General features: G+C 37.2%; 18 protein-coding genes and 1 pseudogene. 10 read left to right on the top strand and 9 right to left on the bottom strand.

Annotated features, from left to right (window positions below; translation table 11 throughout):
* Positions 1-151: 151 nt before the first annotated feature.
* Positions 152-1,114 carry a transcriptional regulator gene (locus H5087_RS18550; protein ID WP_182672987.1) on the bottom strand — a complete coding sequence of 321 codons (963 nt, stop codon included), beginning with the start codon at positions 1,112-1,114 and terminating at the stop codon, positions 152-154.
* A gap of 15 nt (positions 1,115-1,129) precedes the next feature.
* Complete coding sequence (locus H5087_RS18545) at positions 1,130-2,368, bottom strand: AAA family ATPase (protein WP_182672986.1); 1,239 nt, start codon at positions 2,366-2,368, stop codon at positions 1,130-1,132.
* A gap of 773 nt (positions 2,369-3,141) precedes the next feature.
* On the opposite strand from H5087_RS18545, the gene H5087_RS18540 reads away from it, so the two are divergent.
* Positions 3,142-4,356, top strand: a complete 1,215-nt coding sequence (locus tag H5087_RS18540; protein WP_024596523.1) for a hypothetical protein — start codon at positions 3,142-3,144, stop codon at positions 4,354-4,356.
* 70 nt (positions 4,357-4,426) lie between these two features.
* Here H5087_RS18540 and H5087_RS18535 read toward each other — a convergent pair whose 3' ends face one another.
* Positions 4,427-5,302 carry a DNA replication terminus site-binding protein gene (locus tag H5087_RS18535; protein ID WP_182672985.1) on the bottom strand — a complete coding sequence of 292 codons (876 nt, stop codon included), beginning with the start codon at positions 5,300-5,302 and terminating at the stop codon, positions 4,427-4,429.
* Positions 5,303-6,249: 947 nt separating this feature from the next.
* Here H5087_RS18535 and H5087_RS18530 point away from each other — a divergent pair.
* A complete protein-coding gene (locus H5087_RS18530) occupies positions 6,250-7,599 on the top strand; it encodes a class II 3-deoxy-7-phosphoheptulonate synthase (RefSeq protein ID WP_024596521.1) in 1,350 nt (449 codons plus the stop codon).
* 63 nt (positions 7,600-7,662) lie between these two features.
* Here the strand turns inward: H5087_RS18530 and H5087_RS18525 are convergent, their stop codons facing one another.
* Positions 7,663-8,472, bottom strand: coding sequence for a pyruvate, water dikinase regulatory protein (locus tag H5087_RS18525; RefSeq protein ID WP_138490106.1), 810 nt, complete (start codon positions 8,470-8,472; stop codon positions 7,663-7,665).
* A 157-nt stretch (positions 8,473-8,629) separates the two neighbouring features.
* Between H5087_RS18525 and ppsA the strand changes: the two genes are divergently transcribed.
* Complete coding sequence (gene ppsA, locus H5087_RS18520; RefSeq protein WP_138490105.1) at positions 8,630-11,005, top strand: phosphoenolpyruvate synthase; 2,376 nt, start codon at positions 8,630-8,632, stop codon at positions 11,003-11,005.
* A 69-nt stretch (positions 11,006-11,074) separates the two neighbouring features.
* On the opposite strand, the gene H5087_RS18515 is transcribed toward ppsA, so the two are convergent.
* The gene (locus tag H5087_RS18515) at positions 11,075-11,284 is read right to left on the bottom strand and encodes a hypothetical protein (RefSeq protein ID WP_182672984.1); all 210 of its coding nucleotides are present in this window, start codon (positions 11,282-11,284) and stop codon (positions 11,075-11,077) included.
* 145 nt (positions 11,285-11,429) lie between these two features.
* Here H5087_RS18515 and H5087_RS18510 point away from each other — a divergent pair, with 145 nt between their 5' ends.
* Positions 11,430-14,477 (top strand): FAD-binding and (Fe-S)-binding domain-containing protein, encoded by a 3,048-nt coding sequence (locus tag H5087_RS18510; protein WP_182672983.1) that lies wholly within the window; start codon positions 11,430-11,432, stop codon positions 14,475-14,477.
* A 102-nt stretch (positions 14,478-14,579) separates the two neighbouring features.
* Here the strand turns inward: H5087_RS18510 and H5087_RS18505 are convergent, their stop codons facing one another.
* Entirely contained in the window at positions 14,580-15,773 is a 1,194-nt protein-coding gene (locus tag H5087_RS18505) for a sodium:proton antiporter (RefSeq protein ID WP_182672982.1), read from the bottom strand.
* Positions 15,773-16,984 carry a tyrosine-type recombinase/integrase gene (locus tag H5087_RS18500; protein ID WP_007377559.1) on the bottom strand — a complete coding sequence of 404 codons (1,212 nt, stop codon included), beginning with the start codon at positions 16,982-16,984 and terminating at the stop codon, positions 15,773-15,775. Before H5087_RS18500 ends, H5087_RS18505 begins: the two co-directional genes overlap by 1 nt.
* Before the next feature lie 149 nt (positions 16,985-17,133).
* On the opposite strand from H5087_RS18500, the gene H5087_RS18495 reads away from it, so the two are divergent.
* A complete protein-coding gene (locus H5087_RS18495) occupies positions 17,134-17,697 on the top strand; it encodes a YSC84-related protein (protein ID WP_007377560.1) in 564 nt (187 codons plus the stop codon).
* A 92-nt stretch (positions 17,698-17,789) separates the two neighbouring features.
* Here H5087_RS18495 and H5087_RS18490 read toward each other — a convergent pair whose 3' ends face one another.
* On the bottom strand, positions 17,790-18,140 hold the full coding sequence (locus H5087_RS18490) for a DUF3693 domain-containing protein (RefSeq protein WP_024591110.1): 351 nt from the start codon (positions 18,138-18,140) through the stop codon (positions 17,790-17,792).
* A gap of 131 nt (positions 18,141-18,271) precedes the next feature.
* Here H5087_RS18490 and H5087_RS18485 point away from each other — a divergent pair, with 131 nt between their 5' ends.
* The 5 genes from H5087_RS18485 to H5087_RS18465 are packed head-to-tail and all read left to right on the top strand — an operon-like array spanning position 18,272 to position 20,658.
* A complete protein-coding gene (locus H5087_RS18485; RefSeq protein WP_024591109.1) occupies positions 18,272-18,487 on the top strand; it encodes a hypothetical protein in 216 nt (71 codons plus the stop codon).
* Positions 18,471-19,865 carry a replication initiation factor domain-containing protein gene (locus H5087_RS18480; protein WP_182672981.1) on the top strand — a complete coding sequence of 465 codons (1,395 nt, stop codon included), beginning with the start codon at positions 18,471-18,473 and terminating at the stop codon, positions 19,863-19,865. Before H5087_RS18485 ends, H5087_RS18480 begins: the two co-directional genes overlap by 17 nt.
* The gene (locus H5087_RS18475; RefSeq protein ID WP_182672980.1) at positions 19,862-20,173 is read left to right on the top strand and encodes a hypothetical protein; all 312 of its coding nucleotides are present in this window, start codon (positions 19,862-19,864) and stop codon (positions 20,171-20,173) included. The genes H5087_RS18480 and H5087_RS18475 overlap by 4 nt, the downstream gene beginning before the upstream one ends.
* Positions 20,174-20,416, top strand: a complete 243-nt coding sequence (locus tag H5087_RS18470; RefSeq protein WP_166376667.1) for a hypothetical protein — start codon at positions 20,174-20,176, stop codon at positions 20,414-20,416.
* Between the two features lie 17 nt (positions 20,417-20,433).
* On the top strand, positions 20,434-20,658 hold the full coding sequence (locus H5087_RS18465) for a hypothetical protein (protein WP_024594019.1): 225 nt from the start codon (positions 20,434-20,436) through the stop codon (positions 20,656-20,658).
* Positions 20,659-21,445: 787 nt separating this feature from the next.
* On the opposite strand, the pseudogene H5087_RS20250 reads toward H5087_RS18465, so the two are convergent.
* Positions 21,446-21,571: pseudogene (locus H5087_RS20250) on the bottom strand (23S rRNA pseudouridine(955/2504/2580) synthase); the annotation flags it as partial.

Genomic DNA, 21,571 nt, shown 5'->3' with positions numbered 1-21,571 from the left:
CGATTAGTTAGTAAAAAAGTGATCTTGAAGAGGAAATATGATTATTTAAGGTAGGATTAGGCTAGTAAAGATCAGATTTTTACTAACAAAACAATCTGTCAGATCAGTATTTAACTAAGTAGGCACGTCTGACAGATCATTATTTAACTAACTAATTAAAAGCACTTAATAGCTTAGTTAATTGTTCTAAGCGTTTGTCTGTCATCACTTTATTGTCGATTTTGATAGACACATCACCACTTTTTAAATTGCGTTGCACCGATACAAACTTATTTTCAAGTACAGTTTCACGCTTAACAGCAGCTTGAGGCTCAGCAGTTAGGCATTTGGTGATTGCCATTGCACGCTTGTCGTCACTTGTAATGGCGTTTAGCTCTTCATCACTAGCTAGGTCACTAACAAGTTGATTAAACGCCTCTTGGTCTCTCTCCTTTGCGCTCATGAGCTTTTTAGCCACTTCGCGACCCACGTGATTCGCAGTAGGGTAGAGTGCAATAACTTCAGCAGGTATTTGTTCATACGCTTTAACAGCATCTGCAATGGCGGTGTGTGATACACCTTCAATTGCAGCAATCTCTCTGTAAGACCCTTTTTTACCTTGTTCAATAAGCTCATTTTTAGTTTGCTGGTAAGCTTGTCCTAGCTCCCATAGACTTGGAGCGATATATTGATCTGAAGATACAGCTAAAATTTTAGCGTCTTGCTCAGTAAAGTCACTTGAACTAAGTACTAAATAATCGGCGTTACCTAAAATACAGGCCATACGACGGCGAGAACCTGCTAAAACTAGGCTTTTATCACCCTGATCCCAAAGTAACGCAGGGTGCTGATTACGGCCATCCTCTGCAATGGCAGGTAGAATATCCGATACTGACTTTTCGTTAAGAAGTGCTTGTACACGGCGATTTTTACCGTACACACCTGTTGTAGATTCAATGTCAGCGTGTGCGATCACTTTGCAAACAAGTGTAATTTGGCGCTCAGGATCGCTCGGTGCTGGCATGCGAATTACATCACCAGCATTTGCTTGTTCAAGTAATGCGTCAAGGCTACTACTTCCTACAGCTGTTGCAAATGGATCTAAGCGGGTGTCATTTTTACGTTTTTTAGCCATTTTTATTTAACATCCTTACTTAGGGGTATTGAGTGTTGATTGAGTTGACTGCCAATTTGAACGAATAAGCATTTCTAGCTCATCGACCACATCTTTAATATTTTCTTGAGCGCGCATTAGTGATTCACGGCTTGCTAAGCTGTCTGACGCTTTTTGATCAAAAATAGTATTGAAAGACGAAGAGCTAGCAGTAATCGCCGAGCTGTGGTTGATTGGGTAACTCATAACTTGGCGACCGAATGCACTACGAACATCTTTAACAATATCGCGCTGTGAGTGATTACCTTTTACATAGTTGGTCACTAAAAACTGCATAAAGTCCCATCCCTCATGGCCAAGTGCCGCAACGGTATGGTAAATCTCACCTAGTCGTTTTAAATATTTATTATTAGCATCAAAGTCTACAGCTTCTGGATGAACAGGGATAAGCATCGCAGTAGAAGCCATTAATGCATTATAAAACATAAAGTTAAGAGTTGGAGCTGTATCTATTAATATAATATCAAACTCGTCTTTAACAGGGTTAATTACTTTTTCAAGTAACTTATGGTAATGACGAGTTTGCTCATAATTTGAGGTGTCTTTGAGTAATGTTGCAGTTTCGTGCTCAAAATAAAAATCGTCCATACCTGATGGCAGTACACGAATATTTGGGATATGCGTTGGTAAAAATGAGTTTGAAACAAATTCAGGCCATGTTTCGCCCTCATCTAAATCTATACAATCACGCATTAAGTCACCAACAGTAATTGGGTCATGCTCGCTTGAAGGAAAAAAGCTTGAAGAAGAACCTTGAGGATCTAAATCAATTATACCAATGCGATAGCGCTTAATATTTGTAGTTGCCAGGGCTGCTGCAATATTAACCATGCTGGTTGTTTTGCCACAGCCACCTTTGAGAGAATTAATGACAATAACTTGCAGTTTGTCATCATCAGTACGATGATCTGGTTTAATATCCATAATATCAGCCATAGCAAAAATGTTTACTAATGTGTAAGCATAATGACCATTGGCGCCGCGTTTTATGTTTAAATCATCAAAGTCACCGTTGTCATGACGTCTTTTTAAAGTACGATTATTACAACCTAATAAATCGGCAGCTGCTTTTTGCGTATAAGTTCTTAATTCTTTTTCTTCTGATTTAAGATGAGCACGATAGTGCTGAATACGACCTTCTAATGATTTTTCAGCTACTTCGGCGGTTGCTTTTAAAAGCCGGTAGGTACTTAACGCGTTATTAGTGATAGACATACTTTCTTCCTCAAAGTTAGGCAGTTAGTATAATGTCCATTCAAATTGCTGTAAACAACTATTTAAGACGACATGCATTTTAAAAAGAAGACATTTAAAAATACTTTTACACTTTTAATATTGCTTAGTATAAATAAAGAAGTTTAAAGGTGGTTAAATATATAAGGTATTAAAGGCTAAGGACCTTAAATTAACACATAACATTATGATTAATATAAACAATATAAAAAAAAGCAGATCAGCGTTATACTTGGTTAAGATCAGATCTTTATCTACCTGCAGATCACCTTTTTACTAAGCCTTATTTTTTAAATCAAGTTATGCACAGGTTGTGCATAAGGTTATGAACAAAAAGAGCCCTTGAGATCAATTTTTTACTAAGTAAATTATAAAGTTATGCACTAACCTTAGCGTCAATAGGTTCGTTTAATTAGTATAGATCTGATCTGTACTTGGTACAGATCAGATCTATGCTAACTCGATAAGCCTTTATCCACAGGGATATTAATTTTCGTATGAATTTGTCGTGCTAAATTTTAAAATAAAGCCATTGTGATGGACAAAATAACAGCTGAGTTAGTAAAAAACCGATTTGAGATGACCTAGTTAGTAAAAATATGATCTGAAATCGCAAGTTATGTACATTACTTAGTATAATAGTGATCTAAACGTTTTATTTAAAGTCAGATCACTTTTATACTAACTTAAACATTTAACTTTTGTTGATTAATGTGTTGTTATTAGATGTCGCAATAAAAATGGAAATAAGAACAATGAGCCGAAAGGTCAACATCTCGGTAGATAATTTGCCCGATACACTCAGGGGCCAAATCCACGGGGTGGAAAGTGCAATCGATAACGAAAGTTTAGCACTATTTACAGACAACAAAGACGTGCGAATTTCTATTGAAAATGCAGCTCATGGTTTACGCGCATATTCAAACACGTTTAATCATTATGATTTGTGGGGCCGTTTTGTTCGCTCTGGCTATAAAAAATTGCCACTTGAAGAAGCGCCTAAAAAAACAATCATTACGCGTAAAATATCAGAGAAAGTAGATGGTATTTTATACGACGGTGAGATAAAAATTACCCCCGCTGTTGTCAGTACTCGTAAAGATGGTGAAGATATTGAGTATCTTGTTTGGCCATCGGACAGAGAAGAAAAAGTAGAACGAGCACTTATTCGTTTAGCTTCTAAAGGCAAAATAGTTAAAATTAATTTTAAGTCCGGTATTCAATACGCAGTTGTTTTTTCTATGAACGAATTAGCGCAAGAGCTCAAAGCGGTAGGGCAGTCAATGCCATATCCTGCTATTAAAGAGTCACTTGAAGCATTGCAAGGTTCTAAACTTTCATTTAAATATTCAGCAACCGATACTAAAAACTCCGATATAGATGATTCGTTTTACGAGTCAAATATGAACTTTTTATCGTCACTTCACTTTAGTGGCAAAAAAGGTCAAGGTGGCAATGTAAAGTGTGTGGCCTGCTTAAATGCGTTTGTTCATAACATGATTGATAACCTTGAATACAAAGGGTATTACTTTAATAGTGCACAAGAATTAAAACGGGGATTGTCGCGTTGGATGATGCTTCGTTTGTATCACCTTTGGCGTTATGCAGCTCCAGGTAAAACGTATCATTTTAGATTACTTTCTATTATGGAAAAATACGGATCTATTTATTCAACTGATGATATTACGGAAAATAAATTAAAAGCGCTTCGTCGTGATATGACCACCACAATGAAAGATTTGATTGAAAAAGGTGCTATATCAGAATACAGCATTACAAACGTCAAAGATGACAAAACTGGTAACATTATTGATTACACATACGAAATGCACCCCTCTGATCAGTTTTGCGATGAAATACTTACATTGAACAAACACAACAAACGCATTGAGATTCAAGGCGGTAAACGTATTGTTGAAAATGCAGTGTTAATTGATGAAGATAAAATAGAAGAGATAGTAGAAAAATAATAAACGTTATTTTAAATACTGTACATATTTACTAAAAAGGCCACATATTGTGGCCTTTTTAACATAATAGCTATCGGTCAACTTGTTCTAAATATAGCCTATCAACTAAAAAATCATACTCACGTTTTCGAGGATGAGCTTCGGGTTTTTTATAATCAGGTAAGATACCTAGTTTAACGTCTGGTTCTGGATTAATCAGAATAAATGGTAATGCGGCGCTCACATGATAGCGGTTTTGTGCTGTGTATCTCACATTAACTTGAGGGCTTACGCGAGTAGGGCGACGAATTCTTAATTTTTCCTTTTCACCTAAACTAGCAACCCGTAATTGTTCTTGAGCTACAAGTGATTGCCATTTTTGTTGATCTATCATTCTTGGATTTCGATAACTGGCCGATTTGTCGAGCATTTCGAGGGCCATTTTTTTAGTCAACGTTTTAGTTGCGTGCTTGTGCATCCAAGTAAACCTAACGGAAAATGGTGATTCGCTCTCACTGTGAATCTTACGATAAGCAGCAAGTGTTATTAAATTTGGTATTGCATTATGAACAGCCTCAAATCGGGCATCGTTATTATCAATTGCCAATATACACTCTTTGAAACTAGCTTTAGCTTTGTTAACTTGTGCTATACGATTATTTAAAGCTTGTTTATCTGCATTTTTAATAACAAGTAAACCAGGGTGCCTTTTTAACACGCGACTGCTTAAGCCCGATTTTTTATAAATGTCAGAAAAGGAGTTTAAAATTGCCTTTTGAGCCGGCGCTCCAGTTATTTTAGAGACAGGTATGGACTCAGGAACCTTATTTTCATCTAAATTACTTACATCAGGTAACTGATAGTACTCTGCTCTGGAAAACTCACATTCGTTTAATTCCTCAATTAACCTTAAAGTTAATTCGTTCATTAAATCAAACTGACTCCTAATTTGAACTTTAGTAACCACGGCACACCTCAAAGAACACATCTTACCAAGCCTATATTATTGCATGCACTTTGCATTGAGTAAATATTTAATAAAGTAATGCTCGGTGTTCAGATAACATGCAAAGCAATATAAGTATGATGTGTTCTTTACTGAAGTAAATGGTTATGCTTATTCCTGTAAATTAGTATTGTTTTATTGATTAAAGAGCCAGCCCGCTTAGGGCTTAATTGCCCATGTAGTGTAATAAATGAGGGATGTAAAATGGACTTGGTGCGGTTAAGTTCTAAATAATAGTGTTGGTTTTGGTTGTTTCTCTAATTAGTGATTAATATTATAACGTGTTTTAACTTTTAACTATGGGTATATCATCCAAAAGCTCAGCATGTCGTACATGCTTTTTACATGAGAGCCATTTAAGGCATGCCTGGCAGTTAAGTTTTGCTAAATGACGCTGACGGCAGGGTGGGAAGATGAGTGGTGAATCAGCAGATTAACCCTGTGTCAGTTGTAAGTATATTCTGGCATCAGAATAATCAACAGCGTTATTCTACTAGGTTTAAAGTGCATATAAATGAGCAACACAAAATGCTATATCATATATTTAGACCTGCACATAGCCCCTGTTAGTTAATAATTAATTTAGCGCGTAAAGTTAAGATTACATTTAATGCAATTTAAGTATGATGTGTTCTTAAGTAAAATACATATAATATACCCTTGTGCCTTATTTATTCTCAATGTGTTAAAATTGAAACTAATTAACTCTAATTGTATGTTTTAAATCACTTTAGTTTATTTGAAATAAAACTAAAGTGATTGTTATATAACCAACTGAGTTAAGTAAAATTACTTTTATACTTAACTCATAACTAAATAATTGGAAAATAGTGAATTTAGTCCTTGAACATAGGGGTCTGCATACGTTAATTTCTTCTTATCAGGTAATGTAGGAATGAGGAAAAATTATGTCATCGTGGAACCCAAATAGCTGGAGAGAGCTGCCAATACTGCAGCAGCCACAGTACCCAGATCAAGAAATACTTAAATCAGTTGAAGGCCAATTAAAAACGGCTCCGCCTCTAGTTTTTGCAGAAGAAACAAGAAGCCTATTCAAACAACTTGAAGACGTGTGCGAAGGTCGTGCATTTTTACTTCAAGGTGGTGACTGTGCCGAGTCGTTTAGCGATTTTAATGCCGCTAATATTCGCGATACATTCAAAACAATTTTACAGATGGCTGTTGTATTAACTTACGGCGGTAAATGCCCTGTAGTTAAAATAGCGCGTATGGCTGGTCAATACGCTAAACCTCGTTCAGCAGACTTAGAAACAATTAATGGCGTGTCTTTACCATCTTACCGTGGCGACATCATCAATAATATTGAGTTTACAGAAGAAGCGCGCATTCCAGACCCACAACGTTTAATGACTGCATACCATCATAGTGCTGCTACGTTAAACTTATTACGTGCATTTGCACAAGGTGGCCTAGCCGATCTTCACCAGGTTAACCGCTGGAACATGGGCTTTGTTGCTGCAAATCCACTTAAAGAAAAATACCAACAACTTGCAGATAAAATTCAAGACGCACTAGAGTTTATGGAAGTGTGCGGAATTAACTCTACAATTGCGCCAAGCTTAAAAGAAACCGATTTATATACTTCTCACGAAGCTTTACTACTTGGTTACGAAGAGGCACTAACACGTCGCGACCATTTATCGGGTGATTGGTACGATTGTTCTGCTCACTTTGTTTGGATAGGTGAACGTACACGCCAACTAGACCATGCACATATTGAATTCTTTAAAGGCATTAAAAACCCAATTGGTGTTAAAGTAGGCCCAGGTATGGACCCAGACGACCTAATTCGTTTAATTGACGCATTAAACCCAGATAATATTCCTGGTCGTTTAACGCTAATTACGCGTATGGGTGCAGACGTACTACCAGAAAAACTCCCAGCACTAGTAAGAAGAGTTCAACAAGAAGGCCGTAAAGTAATTTGGAGCTCAGATCCAATGCACGGTAATACTGAAAAAGCGACTTCAGGTTACAAAACGCGTAACTTCGATAATATCATGCGCGAGATCAGTCAGTTCTTCGCTGTACACAAAGCTGAAGGTTCATACGCAGGTGGTGTTCACCTAGAAATGACTGGTCAGCACGTTACAGAGTGTACAGGCGGTGCTTACGGTTTATCTGACGATGACTTAGCACAGCGTTACAAAACACAGTGTGATCCACGCCTTAACGCCGACCAAGTATTAGAGTTAGGCTTTTTAGTCGCTGATTTACTAAAAGACGCACGTAAATAATATTTACTGATACTAAAAAAACCGCTTAGTTGCGGTTTTTTTATTTCAAATTTGATGAGTAAGTTAGTACTTACGTCGCTCTAAATCTGTTTCTATCAGTATTTTTGCAGATATTTCTTCAACAGAATGATGCGTAGAATTAAAGTAAGCTATTTTGTGACGCTTATACAACATTTCCACTTCGCGCACCTCAATACGGCACTGTTTAATTGAAGCATACTTAGAGTTAGCCATACGTCGATGCCTTATAGCCGCAAGCCTCTCAGGGTCAATCGTCAGCCCAAATAACTTATGTTTATAAGGAACTAAACATTTAGGCAAACCTTCATTATCTAAATCTTCTTCTGTAATAGGGTAGTTAGCCGCTTTAATGCCGTACTGCAGTGCTAAGTATAAGCTTGTCGGTGTTTTACCACTTCTGCTAACGCCAATTAAAATGATGTCTGCTTCGGAAAAGTTTTTAATATTTCCGCCATCATCATTCATAAGAGCATAGTTAACCGCATCAATTCTAAAATCATAACTTTTTTCGTGGATAGAATGCGTACGATGCATTTTTGGAACAGGGGCTACATTGAGTTCTTTTTCGATTTTTTCACTATACGTAGTTAAAAAATCATACGTAACTGCATTAGCCGATTTTATAATTTCACTTAAATTGTGATTCACAAAAGTAAAAAACACGAAAGGCTTTTCACCTGTTTTTGCAGCGGTTGCATTAATTAAAGCTTTAATTTCGTGCGCTTTTTCTTCAGTTTCTACAAATGGAATTGTTTTATGATTAAAATCGATAGGAAACAATGACAAAGTCGCATGCCCAAACACCTCTGAAGTAATCGCTGTTCCATCTGATATATAAAAAGCAGTTCTCATAATTAACCTTTTTATTGCGTTTAAATCCCTAAAATGGGTTTCCCACGGTTTACGTGAGGACTGTTGCCAGTGTAGAATGATGATGACCTTTATAAAAGGTTTTCTTTCTTAACTCTCACAGTTAGACCTACAATTTGTTTTTTTTGGAGAAAGATCCGTGCAAGAATACGTTCTCTGGTATCAAGAGCTTGGTATGCAAGATGTTCCTCGAGTTGGCGGTAAAAACGCGTCACTTGGCGAAATGATTTCAAACCTCGCAAACGCTGGTGTACAAGTACCGGGTGGTTTTGCAACTACCGCAGATGCTTTTAATGAGTTTCTAGATCAATCAGGACTCACCGCCAAAATTCATGACATCCTAGATACACTTGATGTTGATGATGTAAATACACTCGCTAAAGTCGGTGCCGATATCCGCCAATGGATAATCGACACACCATTCCAACCAAACCTAGATCAAGCCATTCGCGACGCATATAGCCAACTCCATGGCGATACAGCAGCAGATGTTTCATTTGCAGTACGTTCATCAGCTACCGCTGAAGATATGCCAGATGCATCATTCGCAGGCCAACAAGAAACTTTCCTTAACGTTGTCGGTATCGATTCAGTCATGGTCGCTATTAAACACGTATTTGCTTCATTATTTAATGACCGTGCAATCTCATATCGTGTTCACCAAGGTTACGATCACCGTGGTGTAGCGTTATCAGCAGGTATACAGCGCATGGTACGTTCAGATAAATCAGCATCTGGCGTAATGTTTAGTATTGATACAGAGTCTGGTTTTGAAGACGTTGTATTTATTACATCAAGCTATGGCTTAGGTGAAATGGTTGTACAGGGCGCGGTTAACCCTGATGAATTTTATGTTCATAAACCAACACTCCTTAAAAACAAACCTTCAGTAGTACGTCGTAATATTGGCTCTAAAGCCATACAAATGATTTACTCAGAAGACAAAGCACATGGTAAGCAAGTAGACATCGTTAATGTTGACCCTGAGCTTTCTAATAAATTTTCGATTACAGATGAAGAAGTGCAAGATCTTGCCAAACAAGCTGTAATCATTGAAAAACATTACGGTCGTCCTATGGACATCGAATGGGCAAAAGACGGAAACGACGGCAAACTATATATAGTTCAAGCACGTCCAGAAACTGTCCGCTCAAACGAAGACTCAAACGTAATGGAACGTTTTCAATTAAATGGCACAAGTAATGTACTTGTTGAAGGCCGTGCAATTGGTCACAAAATTGGTAGCGGTGTTGTACGTGTTCTTGATTCAATCAAAGAAATGGACCAGGTACAAGTAGGCGACATTTTAGTTACCGATATGACCGACCCTGATTGGGAACCAATCATGAAACGTGCAGCAGCGATTGTTACAAATCGTGGTGGCCGTACGTGTCACGCGGCAATAATTGCACGCGAACTTGGTATTCCGGCAGTTGTTGGTTGTGGTAATGCAACTGATTTAATTAAAGCGGGACAAGAAGTAACAGTATCATGCGCCGAAGGCGATACCGGCTTTATTTACGAAGGTATTTTAGATTTTGAAATACTAACGTCACGCGTTGATAAAATGCCAGAACTACCAATGAAAGTAATGATGAACGTGGGTAACCCCGATCGCGCCTTTGACTTTGCACGCTTACCGCATGCAGGTGTTGGCCTTGCGCGAGTTGAATTTATTATCAACCGTATGATTGGCGTTCACCCTAAAGCGTTATTAAATTTTGATGCGCAAACCGATGCATTAAAAGCAGAAATTACTGACATGATTGCCGGTTACGAATCACCAGTAGAGTTTTACATAACAAAACTGGTTGAAGGTATTTCAACGCTTGGTTGTGCTTTTGCACCGGAGCGTGTAATTGTGCGTATGTCTGATTTTAAATCAAACGAATACGCAAACCTAGTTGGTGGCCAGCAATACGAGCCAGAAGAAGAAAACCCAATGATTGGTTTTCGTGGCGCCGCACGTTATATCTCTGAAGATTTCCGCGATTGTTTTGCACTAGAATGTGAAGCTATAAAACGCGTAAGAAACGACATGGATATGGCAAACATTGAAATCATGATCCCATTCGTACGTACCCTTGAAGAAGGTAAACGCGTAATTGAATTACTAGAAGAGCATGGCCTTAAACGTGGTGAAAATGGTCTTAAAGTAATCATGATGTGTGAGCTGCCTTCAAATGCATTACTTGCTGATGAATTTTTAGAAATGTTTGATGGTTTTTCTATCGGCTCTAACGATTTAACACAGTTAACGCTTGGTCTTGATCGTGATTCTGGTTTAATCGCACATTTATTTGATGAGCGTAACCCAGCAATTAAAAAACTACTTTCTATGGCAATTAAAACAGCTAAAGAAAAAGGCAAGTACGTAGGTATTTGTGGTCAAGGTCCTTCAGATCACGAAGACTTTGCAGCATGGTTAGTAGAGCAGGGCATTGACTCTGTTTCACTCAATCCAGACACAGTAATAGAAACATGGTTATACCTAGCTAAAAAATTAGCAAAGTAATAAATAGGTAAGCTATAAAAAATGCCAGCAATGTATTGCTGGCATTTTTTTATACCCAATTAAAGTAAACTAACGGGCTAATTTTTTATCTAAATAAGCGCATGATTTAGTTAACACCTTTTGACAAAGTGATAAGTAATGTCGCGCTTTAGGGTAATAAAACAAAAAACACAATAAACCCGCCATAAAAAATATAAGCGATGGGCCAGGGACGATCGCAAAAAATAATCCTAGCAAAATAAATAACACGCCACTGATCTGTAATAGTAATTTTTTCATATAACACACCTCATTACTCGTTAACTTGAGTATAATTTAAGCTGCATTAAAATCGACTAAATGAGTGTTACAAACTGTAAAATCTTCAATTTCTATTCGCCATCACCATGATATAATTAGTCAAATGCCCTAAAATATCGCCGTCATGATAGCAACAATTACACAGCAAGATGCCGCGACAGAACTTGTCGCAAATTACCTAAATACCATTGCAAGCCAAGGTTTTAGTGGAGATACCGATGCAAGTTATGCAACGCGTATTACTGCTTCAACCGATAACAGTGTGTATCAGGAAATACCCCAAGGTGTTATTTTTCCAAAAAATGAAAAAGATATTCAACTCGCACTGCAAACTGCATCTCGCGATCCATTTTTATCTTTAACTTTTGGCCCTCGTGGTGGCGGAACAGGTACTAACGGTCAATCGTTAACACCAGGTATTGTTGTAGATTTGTCTCGCTATATGCGCGAAATCCTCGAAATAAATGTAGAAGAAGGCTGGGTACGCGTTCAAACCGGCGTAATAAAAGATCAACTTAATGACTTTTTAAAACCTTATGGTTTTTTCTTCTCGCCCGATTTATCTACCAGTAACAGGGCAACTATTGGTGGCATGATAAGTACTGACGCATCGGGGCAAGGTTCGTTAGTTTACGGAAAAACAAGCGATCATGTTTTAGGGCTTACAACTTATTTAGTCGATGGTACACCTATGTGCACCTCACCAATAGACATCGACAAAGCAAAAATTATAGCCGAGCAAGACTCTCTAATTGGTAGTTTATATAAAACAGTTTTAGATATTTCAGTTAATGAACGCGCAGCTATTTTAGCTAAGTTTCCACGGTTAAATAGGTTTTTAACCGGCTACGACCTAGAGCATGTGCTAAGTGATGACTTACTTACTTTTGACATGAGCCGACTAATAACGGGTTCAGAAGGCTCATTAGGTATAGTAACTGAAGCTAAATTAAACCTAACACCGATTGCTGAATTTAAAACCCTTATAAATATCAAGTACGATAGTTTTGACTCAGCACTTCGTCATTCACCGTTTTTAGTTGATGCACGCGCAACATCGGTAGAAACCGTAGATAGCAAAGTTTTAAACTTAGCGCGTGAAGACATCATTTGGAATTTAGTATCGGACTTAATAACCGACGTACCAAATAAAGATATGCAAGGCCTTAACATGGTCGAGTTTAATGCAGTATCAAACGATGATATAAAAGACAAAGTAGACACACTTTGTAAGCTGCTAGACGAATGCGTAAAAAATCAAACTAATGGCGTTATTGGTTATCAGTTAACCAGTGATAAAAGCGATATACTAAAAATTTACGCAATGCGTAAAAAATCAGTGGGTTTATTAGGTAATGTAAAAGGCAGTCAAAAACCACTCGCCTTTGCAGAAGACACCGCAGTACCCCCTGAAAATTTAGCCGATTATATTGTCGAATTTAGAGCATTACTCGACAGCCATAATTTACAATATGGTATGTTTGGCCATGTTGATGCAGGCGTTTTACACGTACGCCCAGCACTTGATATGTGCGACCCAGAACAAGAAAAACTACTTAGAACTATTTCAGATCAGGTAGTAAAACTAACCGCTAAGTACGGTGGTTTAATGTGGGGCGAACACGGTAAAGGTTACCGAAGTGAATATAGTCCTGAATTTTTTGGTGAGCATTTATATACGCAACTTCGTAAAATAAAAACAGCTTTCGATCCTAACAACCGTATTAACCCCGGTAAAATATGCACTCCTATCGATAGTGAAGACTCACTAGTTAGTGTTGATGGACAAAAGAGATCGCACTTCGATAAGCAAATATCAATAGAAGTTAAAACCAGTTTTAACAATGCAATGACCTGTAATGGTAATGGCATATGCTTTAATTACGATGAAAATTCACCTATGTGTCCATCGTATAAAGTAACTGGCGATCGTCGTAATTCACCAAAAGGTCGCGCAAGTTTAATGCGCGAATGGCTTCGATTACAAGAGTCAAAAAATGTAGATTTGCTCGAAGTAGAAAAGCAGCTTAACAAAGGTGAAGTAATCACCTGGTGGGAACGTTTCGTTCACAGCCGCGAAAAACGAAAAGGTATTTACGACTTTTCTCACGAAGTAAAAGCGTCAATGGATGAATGTTTAGCATGTAAAGCATGTACAACTGCTTGCCCTATTAAAGTAGATGTTCCTACTTTTCGTTCGCGCTTTTTAAATTATTATCATAGTTATTATGCGCGTCCGCTAAAAGATTACCTTGTTGGTAACATAGAAAGCAGCGCGCCATTAATGGCAAAGTTTGCAAAAGTTATAAACCCAATTGTTAAAACATCATTAGTAAGCAATGTTATTAAAAAAACAGTTGGCTATGTTGATACACCACAGTTAAGTATTCCTGCACTTTCAAAGCGTATTACTAAAACACAAAAATTTGATTTTGATTTATTAAATAAATTAAATGCAGAGCAACAAAGTGAATATGTATTAATAGTACAAGACCCATTTACGAGCTTTTACGAAGCCGAACTAGTAGAAAGTTTTATTACTTTAATAACCCAACTTGGCAAAAAACCAATGCTATTACCTTTTAAACCAAATGGTAAACCGCAACACGTAAAAGGTTTTTTGCATGAATTTAAAGTTACAGCTAAAAATGCAGCTGAGTTTTTAAATAAATTAAATGATATTAATGCACCGTTAGTCGGTTTAGATGCTTCACTCGTTATGTGTTACCGCGATGAATATAATACAATTTTAGAAAATAACCGTGGTGAATTTAATGTGCAACTTGCCCATGAGTGGCTCGAAACACAATCGTTTAAATCACTAAGCGCAAAGCAAAATACAGATACCAAATTTACATTACTGAGTCACTGCACTGAAACAACTACGCTACCAAAAGCAGCAAATGTATGGCAAACAATTTTCAATGATATTGGTTTAACATTAAAAACAACAAATACAGGTTGTTGTGGAATGGCGGGAACTTATGGCCACGAAGCACAAAATCAGGATAACTCACGTGCACTTTACGAAATGAGTTGGAAACCAATTGTAGATAAAAATAAACCAGAGCAACTTTTATCTACGGGCTTTTCTTGTCGTAGCCAAGTTAAACGTTTTGAGAGGTTTAAACCAAAACACCCAATTGAATTACTAGTACAGGTTCTTAAATAACTTTATAAAATAAAAAAAAGGCGCAACGATTAACTTCATCAGTAATGAAATAACCGTTACGCCTTTTTTAATCAGTATTCTTACTTTACCTAGTTTAAATGATTATTTTTTAACAAAACTATCAGCAATAGGTTTAGTGCTAATACCATGTATAAATACACTAAACAGAATAGTCGTCATTGCTATTGTCGCTATTTTATATTTATTTTCTATTTGCGTATCTATCACCATCAATGTAAAAACAATTGATGCTAATCCTCTTGGCCCAAACCACGCAAATGTAAAACGCTCTTTAATACTCAATGCCGTAAACTGCAATGACAACATAACAGGAATTATTCTAATCAATGTTGTACTTAACAAAGCGTAAATTATAATTTCAGTATTTAATTTTGGAATAACTAAGTAAGCACAAACAAACCCGAACAAGCACCAAATCATTAGCGATGTAAAATCTGCAATGTGCTCTGAGTCTTCAATTAATTCTGTTCTAACTTCTTCAGTCGAAAATTTATCAAATAATAAACCGGCAATAAACACCGCAATAAATCCACTGCCATGAAAATACTGAGTGACAGAAAAAACAGCCATAGCAAAACCGAGTAATAAAAACGGACTGGTATTTTGCGCAAAGTAATGACGTTTCATTGCAAAGTTTAAACTCGGTATAAAAACAGCAATACTTGTAATAGCTATTAATAAAGCCAAGCCAAGCTCTCGGCCAAACACACTTAATGTTTGTGTTGCGGTAATAGCTGATTCAGGATTTTTAGCGAGTAATATAAATATTAAGAATATGGGCACGCATAATCCATCGTTCAAACCACTTTCAGTATTTATCCCTTCACGTATTTTTTCAGGCACTTGTGTGCTTGCTAGTAATCCTTTACTTAATGCTGCATCGGTAGGTGTTAAAATAATTGCGAGCAACGCCGCTTGAATAAGTGAAATCTCAGCAAAGAAAAATAAAGCAACAGCAATACCGAGTAATAATGTTAAGGGTAGGGCAACAAACAATAGTAAACTAGGATACTGAAAACTATGCCTTAAAACACTTAGCTTTGATTTAGCTGCATCTGAAAATAAAAATATACTTAGCGTAAGCTCTATAAATGGTAATAAAAGATCAACGCCTTCTTTTATTTTATGTCCTTCGTTGGGTAACATAAAAGCTAAACATATTCCGCCGACAACAAAAAACATTGGACCTGTTACTTCTGTTTTTTCTAACTGGCGAAGTGTTAAAGAATAAATTAAAAATAGTCCGCCTATAAATGCAATTACTAAATACTCCATTAAATTTTCCTTTTAAGTCCTGATTTTGCTCGCTCTTTAATATTTGTTTGAATATAAATTTGATCGGTAGTCGCAATTTTAGAATGACCTAAATCTTCTGATAAATGTTTAAGCGGTCTAGTTTGCGCATCATGTGTGGCACCAGTATGACGAAGCCAATGTGCAGTTGCAGCGCCAAGTTGTTCAGCATCATCTTTAAAACCATCATCAAGTAATGATTGCTGAGCATAATCAAAACTTTGTTGAACTAAACGCCTAATTTGCCTTACGGTCATGCCACCTTGACCGCGAATTTTATGAACTAACGGCTCAGATTCATCAACCCGAGGAAGGGCAGGTAGCCCTCGATATAATCTGTATCGTTTTAAATATTCAACAAAATCATCACTTAAGGTTACATCTCGTAATTTATTACCTTTACCCATTATACGTAAAAACCAAAATCCATCATTATCTTGCCAAAAATGAGACATTACCGGCGACCATTGTGGGCGCTCAGATAATTCTGAAATTCGTAAATAAAGACCTTTTAAGCAGGCAAGCGTAAATAAGTTTCGCTCTAAATCAGGGTTATGTTCGCATAAATCACGCGTTACACCAAAAACGTATTCCCATTGAATATCACTTAATGTATCAGGAATTTGAATTTGTGATTGAACAACTAAATACGGGCTATTTTTTTTAACAACAGGGACAAAGTTCGCGAATGTTTTTTCTTCGAGTAGGGCAAACTTATAAAATACATTTAAGGCAGTAAACATCGCCGATAAAGTTTGTTGGCTGGCAGTTGATTCTTTTAGCATAAAAGGGCGCCAATTTTGATTTAATCTACGAATTCCTTGCTCATCTTTATAACGCCATTGCACTGAAGTTGCAGCCCATTCTTTATCAGGTTCGACCATAAAATCAACGTAAGCTTCAATATCTTCACGTTTTAAATCGAATACTGATTTTTCTGCTATTAACCACGACCATAAATAAAAGCGTTCAAGTTCATTTCGAAAACGGCTATAAGTAGCTTCTGACTTGCGGCCATAAACATATAAAAACTGATATAAGAATGTCAGATCGGCTTTTGATTCAGTTACAGTCAAGCCAACTTCCTGTATAAAGGATGCAAGTTCTGGGTATTCTGAATTGAGAGTACCGTCATCTAGATGGGCAATTTGATATCTTAATTGTTTTAACGTATCAACCAAAGCAACAAGCATAATGTATAAATATTCAATTAAATAATAGGCTTACAGAATAACGTTAAAGTCCGATACTGTCTAGTATTGGACATAGTAAAGCTCTAATTATTTTAATGCCGTGATTATTCTATGGTTGTTGGTTGCTATATCTTATTAAGGAAAAAATCATGAAAAAACTAATTATACTAAGCGTACTTGCTTTAACTGTTTCGTTAACTGGGTGTGCTACTACAGGTAGTGCATCACCAAGCGAAAAACGTTCACTTGTACAAAGTATGAAAACAAATACATTAGATAAATTATACGCTGAAAAACCTGACGTTAAAAAACAAATTGCTAATTCGGCTGGTTACGCTGTTTTTGATAACGCGAACGTAAATGTTGTTTTAGCCAGTTTTGGTGGCGGTTACGGCGTAGTTAAAAATAACCTTACTGGTAAATCGACTTACATGAATATGGGTGAAGCCGGTTTAGGACTTGGTTTAGGCGTTAAAGATTTTAACGTTGTAATGGTTTTTCATAACCAAGCTGCACTAAATAGATTTATTGAACATGGTTGGGCATTTGGCGGAAACGCTGATGCAGCAGCAAAATATGAAGATAAAGGCGGTGCACTAGTTGCCGAAGCGATTGCAGATCAAGTTACTGTATATTCTGTAACCGAAAATGGCCTTGCACTACAAGCTGTATTAAAAGGTACCAAGTTTTGGGTTGATTCAGAGCTTAATTAACCACCAAATTACTCTCCTAAAAGCGAGCTGGTTTGTATAATCACGCTCGCTTTATTAAAAACCAACAAATTTAACATAACGTAATTTATGGGCTATCTCTTATACCGCAAATGCGGGGTCACTACTGGACCAGTTAGACACGCAGCTGCAACAATGCCCGCAATACATGCAGCGCTAATCTTTTTTACAATATCCGACCATATTTTACTTTCTTCTTTAGTTTTTGATTTCTCAATTGCTAAGTTTAATAAAGCTTCTTTTTGGTCAGTTCCAACAATATTCGCCAAAAAAATACACTGATTAGCAGTTAAATGTCTCTCGCCTCGCTTAATTTGTGACAATGAACCCGACGTAACTCCATCCAAATCAGAAACAACTTGTTTGTCCTGTGAATAACCTTTGAATTCTTTGTATTTTTCAATGAGTTGGTAACTAAATGACATATATATCTCCTCTCTAAATCAATTATAGCGCACAAAAATGTAAAATATATTCTTGACGTTGCACAATGTTGTGCGCTACATTCTGAGCCATTGCACAAACTTGTGCACTATCTTTCTAAAGGACTCAGGAATTGAAATTCTACCTTCAATACATTTCAGGCATAGAAGAATACGCATTAGGTTTCAATAAAATTGAACACCCGCTTATGTATTCTTCACGTTCAGAAGCAATGGCATTTTGCATTGATTACTGTAACGGTGAAAGCTTCGAAATAATTGATGTAGACGACAATAATTGGCAAGAACTTTTTGACTCTGGGGTGTTCGATTATGACCCAGAACGCTAAAAAGCTAACTGAACAACTTACTAAAATCGATTATTTAACGGTTGTTTTCTCTCCAAATGAAGTTGCTCGTTGTCGTTTTGATGCTAAATTAGCATTCGGAAATGGTGATTTTTCATCCTATAAAGAAGCATATAACGCCATGTTATGTGCTGAAATGTTCGCCAACAATCCAACAGATGACTTCACAAATGACACTAAAACGTCACTTGTTGCAACTGATGATTTAGACGTTGATGTAAGCGAAACAGTACTTTTCAACTCTGATTATTACTATAACGAGCTGTTTGATAATAACCTTTCTGGCTCTTCTAAGTACCGTCAATACAACTCAATTCAAGAAATCCCAGAAGAAGATAGAAAGCACTTTCTTAAAGGTGTTGTAAGAAAAACAAAGCGTTACAAAGCACTTACATCATTAATTGAAGGTGATATTTCTAAATTTATGCACCTATTAAATACAGAAGTTGCTACTGCTGCTGACCGTTTAACCAGTGACACACTTAGTTGGTCATACCGTGATAATTCCGGTGGCATGTTCACTTACGAGAAGTCAGCAACACTTTATCGTCATGATATTAACTCAGGTGTAATTGCTTGGGGCGCTAATAATGGTGGCGTTATGATTTCATTTTCTGGTACTGGATGTGCTGGTTTAGATATTCCTAAACTGCATACCATGTTGCAAAAAATGCCTAATGTAAAAATCACTCGTTTAGATATTGCTTACGACGATTACGAAGGCAATAGAACCGTACTTGATTACTTCCAAAATTTAGAAGAAGGCGGCTTTTGTAAAACCAATCAAGCGCCCTCTTTCTCGTTTATACAAACGGGTGAACTTAAAAAGCTAACAGATTTACAACAAGCTGAGTTTAAGAAAAAGCACGGCTGGCAAAAACGATATGACTGTGTGGCCAATGGCGGTAACACCCTTTACGTAGGAAGTCGTAAAAATGGAAAAATGGCGCGTATGTATGAAAAAGGTAAGCAAATGGAAAGTGAATCTCAACCTAATTGGGTTCGTGCTGAGCTTGAGTTGCGCAGTATTGACCGTGTTATCTCCTTGGATGCACTTCTCAATACCGATGCTGTATTTGCTGCTGCCTATCCCGCTTTTGCTTTTATTACTGCTGAACGTCTTGAAATCAGAACAACAAGCAGACAAAGACAAAACAACGGCGCTTTAATTGCCGAACGTTTAGAACGTTACTGCGTTCAGTCTTACGGTAAATACTTAAATTTTTTACGTCATGTAAAAGAATTAACAGATATAGAAATAATTAATCGACTAACTAAAGGCCTAAATCCTTGGGATATACCCGACTCTATTAACAAGGCCTGTATTACCCCACCCAACCAAATGGAGTTAACAACATGAAAGTAATTTTATTATCTGCGGCTATGGGTCGTGGTGTTTCTAGTAAATCAGGCGCTGCTAAACCTTATTCGTTTTCTTCTATCTCTTACTTAGTATCAGAGCAAGATTACATCCAAGGCGATCACAATATACAAAAATGTGGCTTTGAACCTAAAAGTGTAGAAATGACTGAAGACCAAACCCTTTACAACAAGTTTAAACAAATTACAGATGCTAATGGTATTTGTGAAGTTGATTTGGTTTTACAACCTGACCCTAGAAATATGTCACGCAATATTGTTGCTGACGTTTCGTTGGTCAAACAGTAAATGTCTCAATGTGTAGCTATCCAACCCGACCAAACTTTAAAAGCCGTTACTGGTGTTTGTGATTTTGTGATGGTTACACAAGCTGAGTTCTTAGAACTACAGCAACACGGATTAGTAAATGTTCTTAATGAGCTATTTGCTTTTGACTTGGCCACTTTCGGCCTAATTAATTCGGCGGCATTAGTCGCCTTTATAACTGCTCATTGCATCGGTCGTGTCGTCCGAGTAATGGGAAAAACATAACTACAGGGAATACTAAAATGAAAAAATTTACAAATATCTTAGCTTCAAAACGCGCTAAAGCTGGTCTTTTACTAACTTCAGTTGTTGCTTCTGGCTCATCATTCGCAGCTGATTATTCTGCTGAAATTGGTGCAGCTGTAGGTGATGGTACAACAAACTATACAGCGGTTGTTGCTGGTGTAATTACTGTTGCTGCAATCGGTTTTGCTATTGGTATGATTGTATCAAAGCTTAACAAGTAAAATGGTTACCTCAATTGGCCTTGCTTCATTTCTTGTTTGGTGCTTTGTCGAAGGCTTTTCAAGTGGAGTAAGAACCAGTTAACAAAGGCGGGTAAAACCGCCATTTTCAAAAAGGCGCTTACATGCGATTACTAATATTTTTATTGGCGCTATTAAGCGCTTTTTTTGTTTCTGCAAATCAGGATAGATTACCTGCTAAGACGGAAACAACTCAAAACTGGTCGTGTACTTATGCGGGCACCGAAACAATTAAGCTTTCTGCAGAGGATGTAAGTGCTTGTTCTGATTTTGCAGAGTCAAAACTTAATGGTGAAAATTTACCTCAACCACCTACCCACTATAATGATTATATTTCTGATGGTGACCCTACTTGTTCTCAATCCCCATATGGTACTGATAGATATTTGTATTCTTGCGAACAAGTATATAAAGCTACTTCTGATGTCTTTGGCGGTTCAGTAAAATATACAGAATCAAAATCTGCTCTTTTGCATAGTCCAATAGATGAAACAGCATATATATGTGAATCAGATGTTTATTCTAATGGCCCTATTTTAGAGGAAGGCACTCACTGGTGTTATAAAGCAGCTGAAGAACCTGAAGAACCTGACCCAGATTGCCCTGCACCTACTGATAGCGATCCTTTTTCTTTTGCTGTTGGTGGTTCAGGTAGTGTTTGTTTTCCAGCACCTGAAGGTCGTCAATGTGAAATAAAGACTGATAGCGGTGGCGGTTATAACATACCTATCTCTTATGGTTCTACAGAACCTGTTGCGTGTGTTCCTGACCGTTCAAGTACTTTAAAACGCGTATGCGAAGGCTTGCCCTCAGTGTTATCTACACGTACTACGCGTTCACCCGATTTAAGTGTATTTTTACGCAGCCCTTCGGTAACGTTTTTAGTTTTAGAGTC

Origin of the sequence: Pseudoalteromonas sp. SR43-7, from assembly GCF_014163785.1 — a bacterium.
Lineage (GTDB): Bacteria > Pseudomonadota > Gammaproteobacteria > Enterobacterales > Alteromonadaceae > Pseudoalteromonas > Pseudoalteromonas distincta.
Note: the sequence above shows the minus strand (reverse complement) of the source record. Positions and strands in the feature narration are given on the sequence as shown.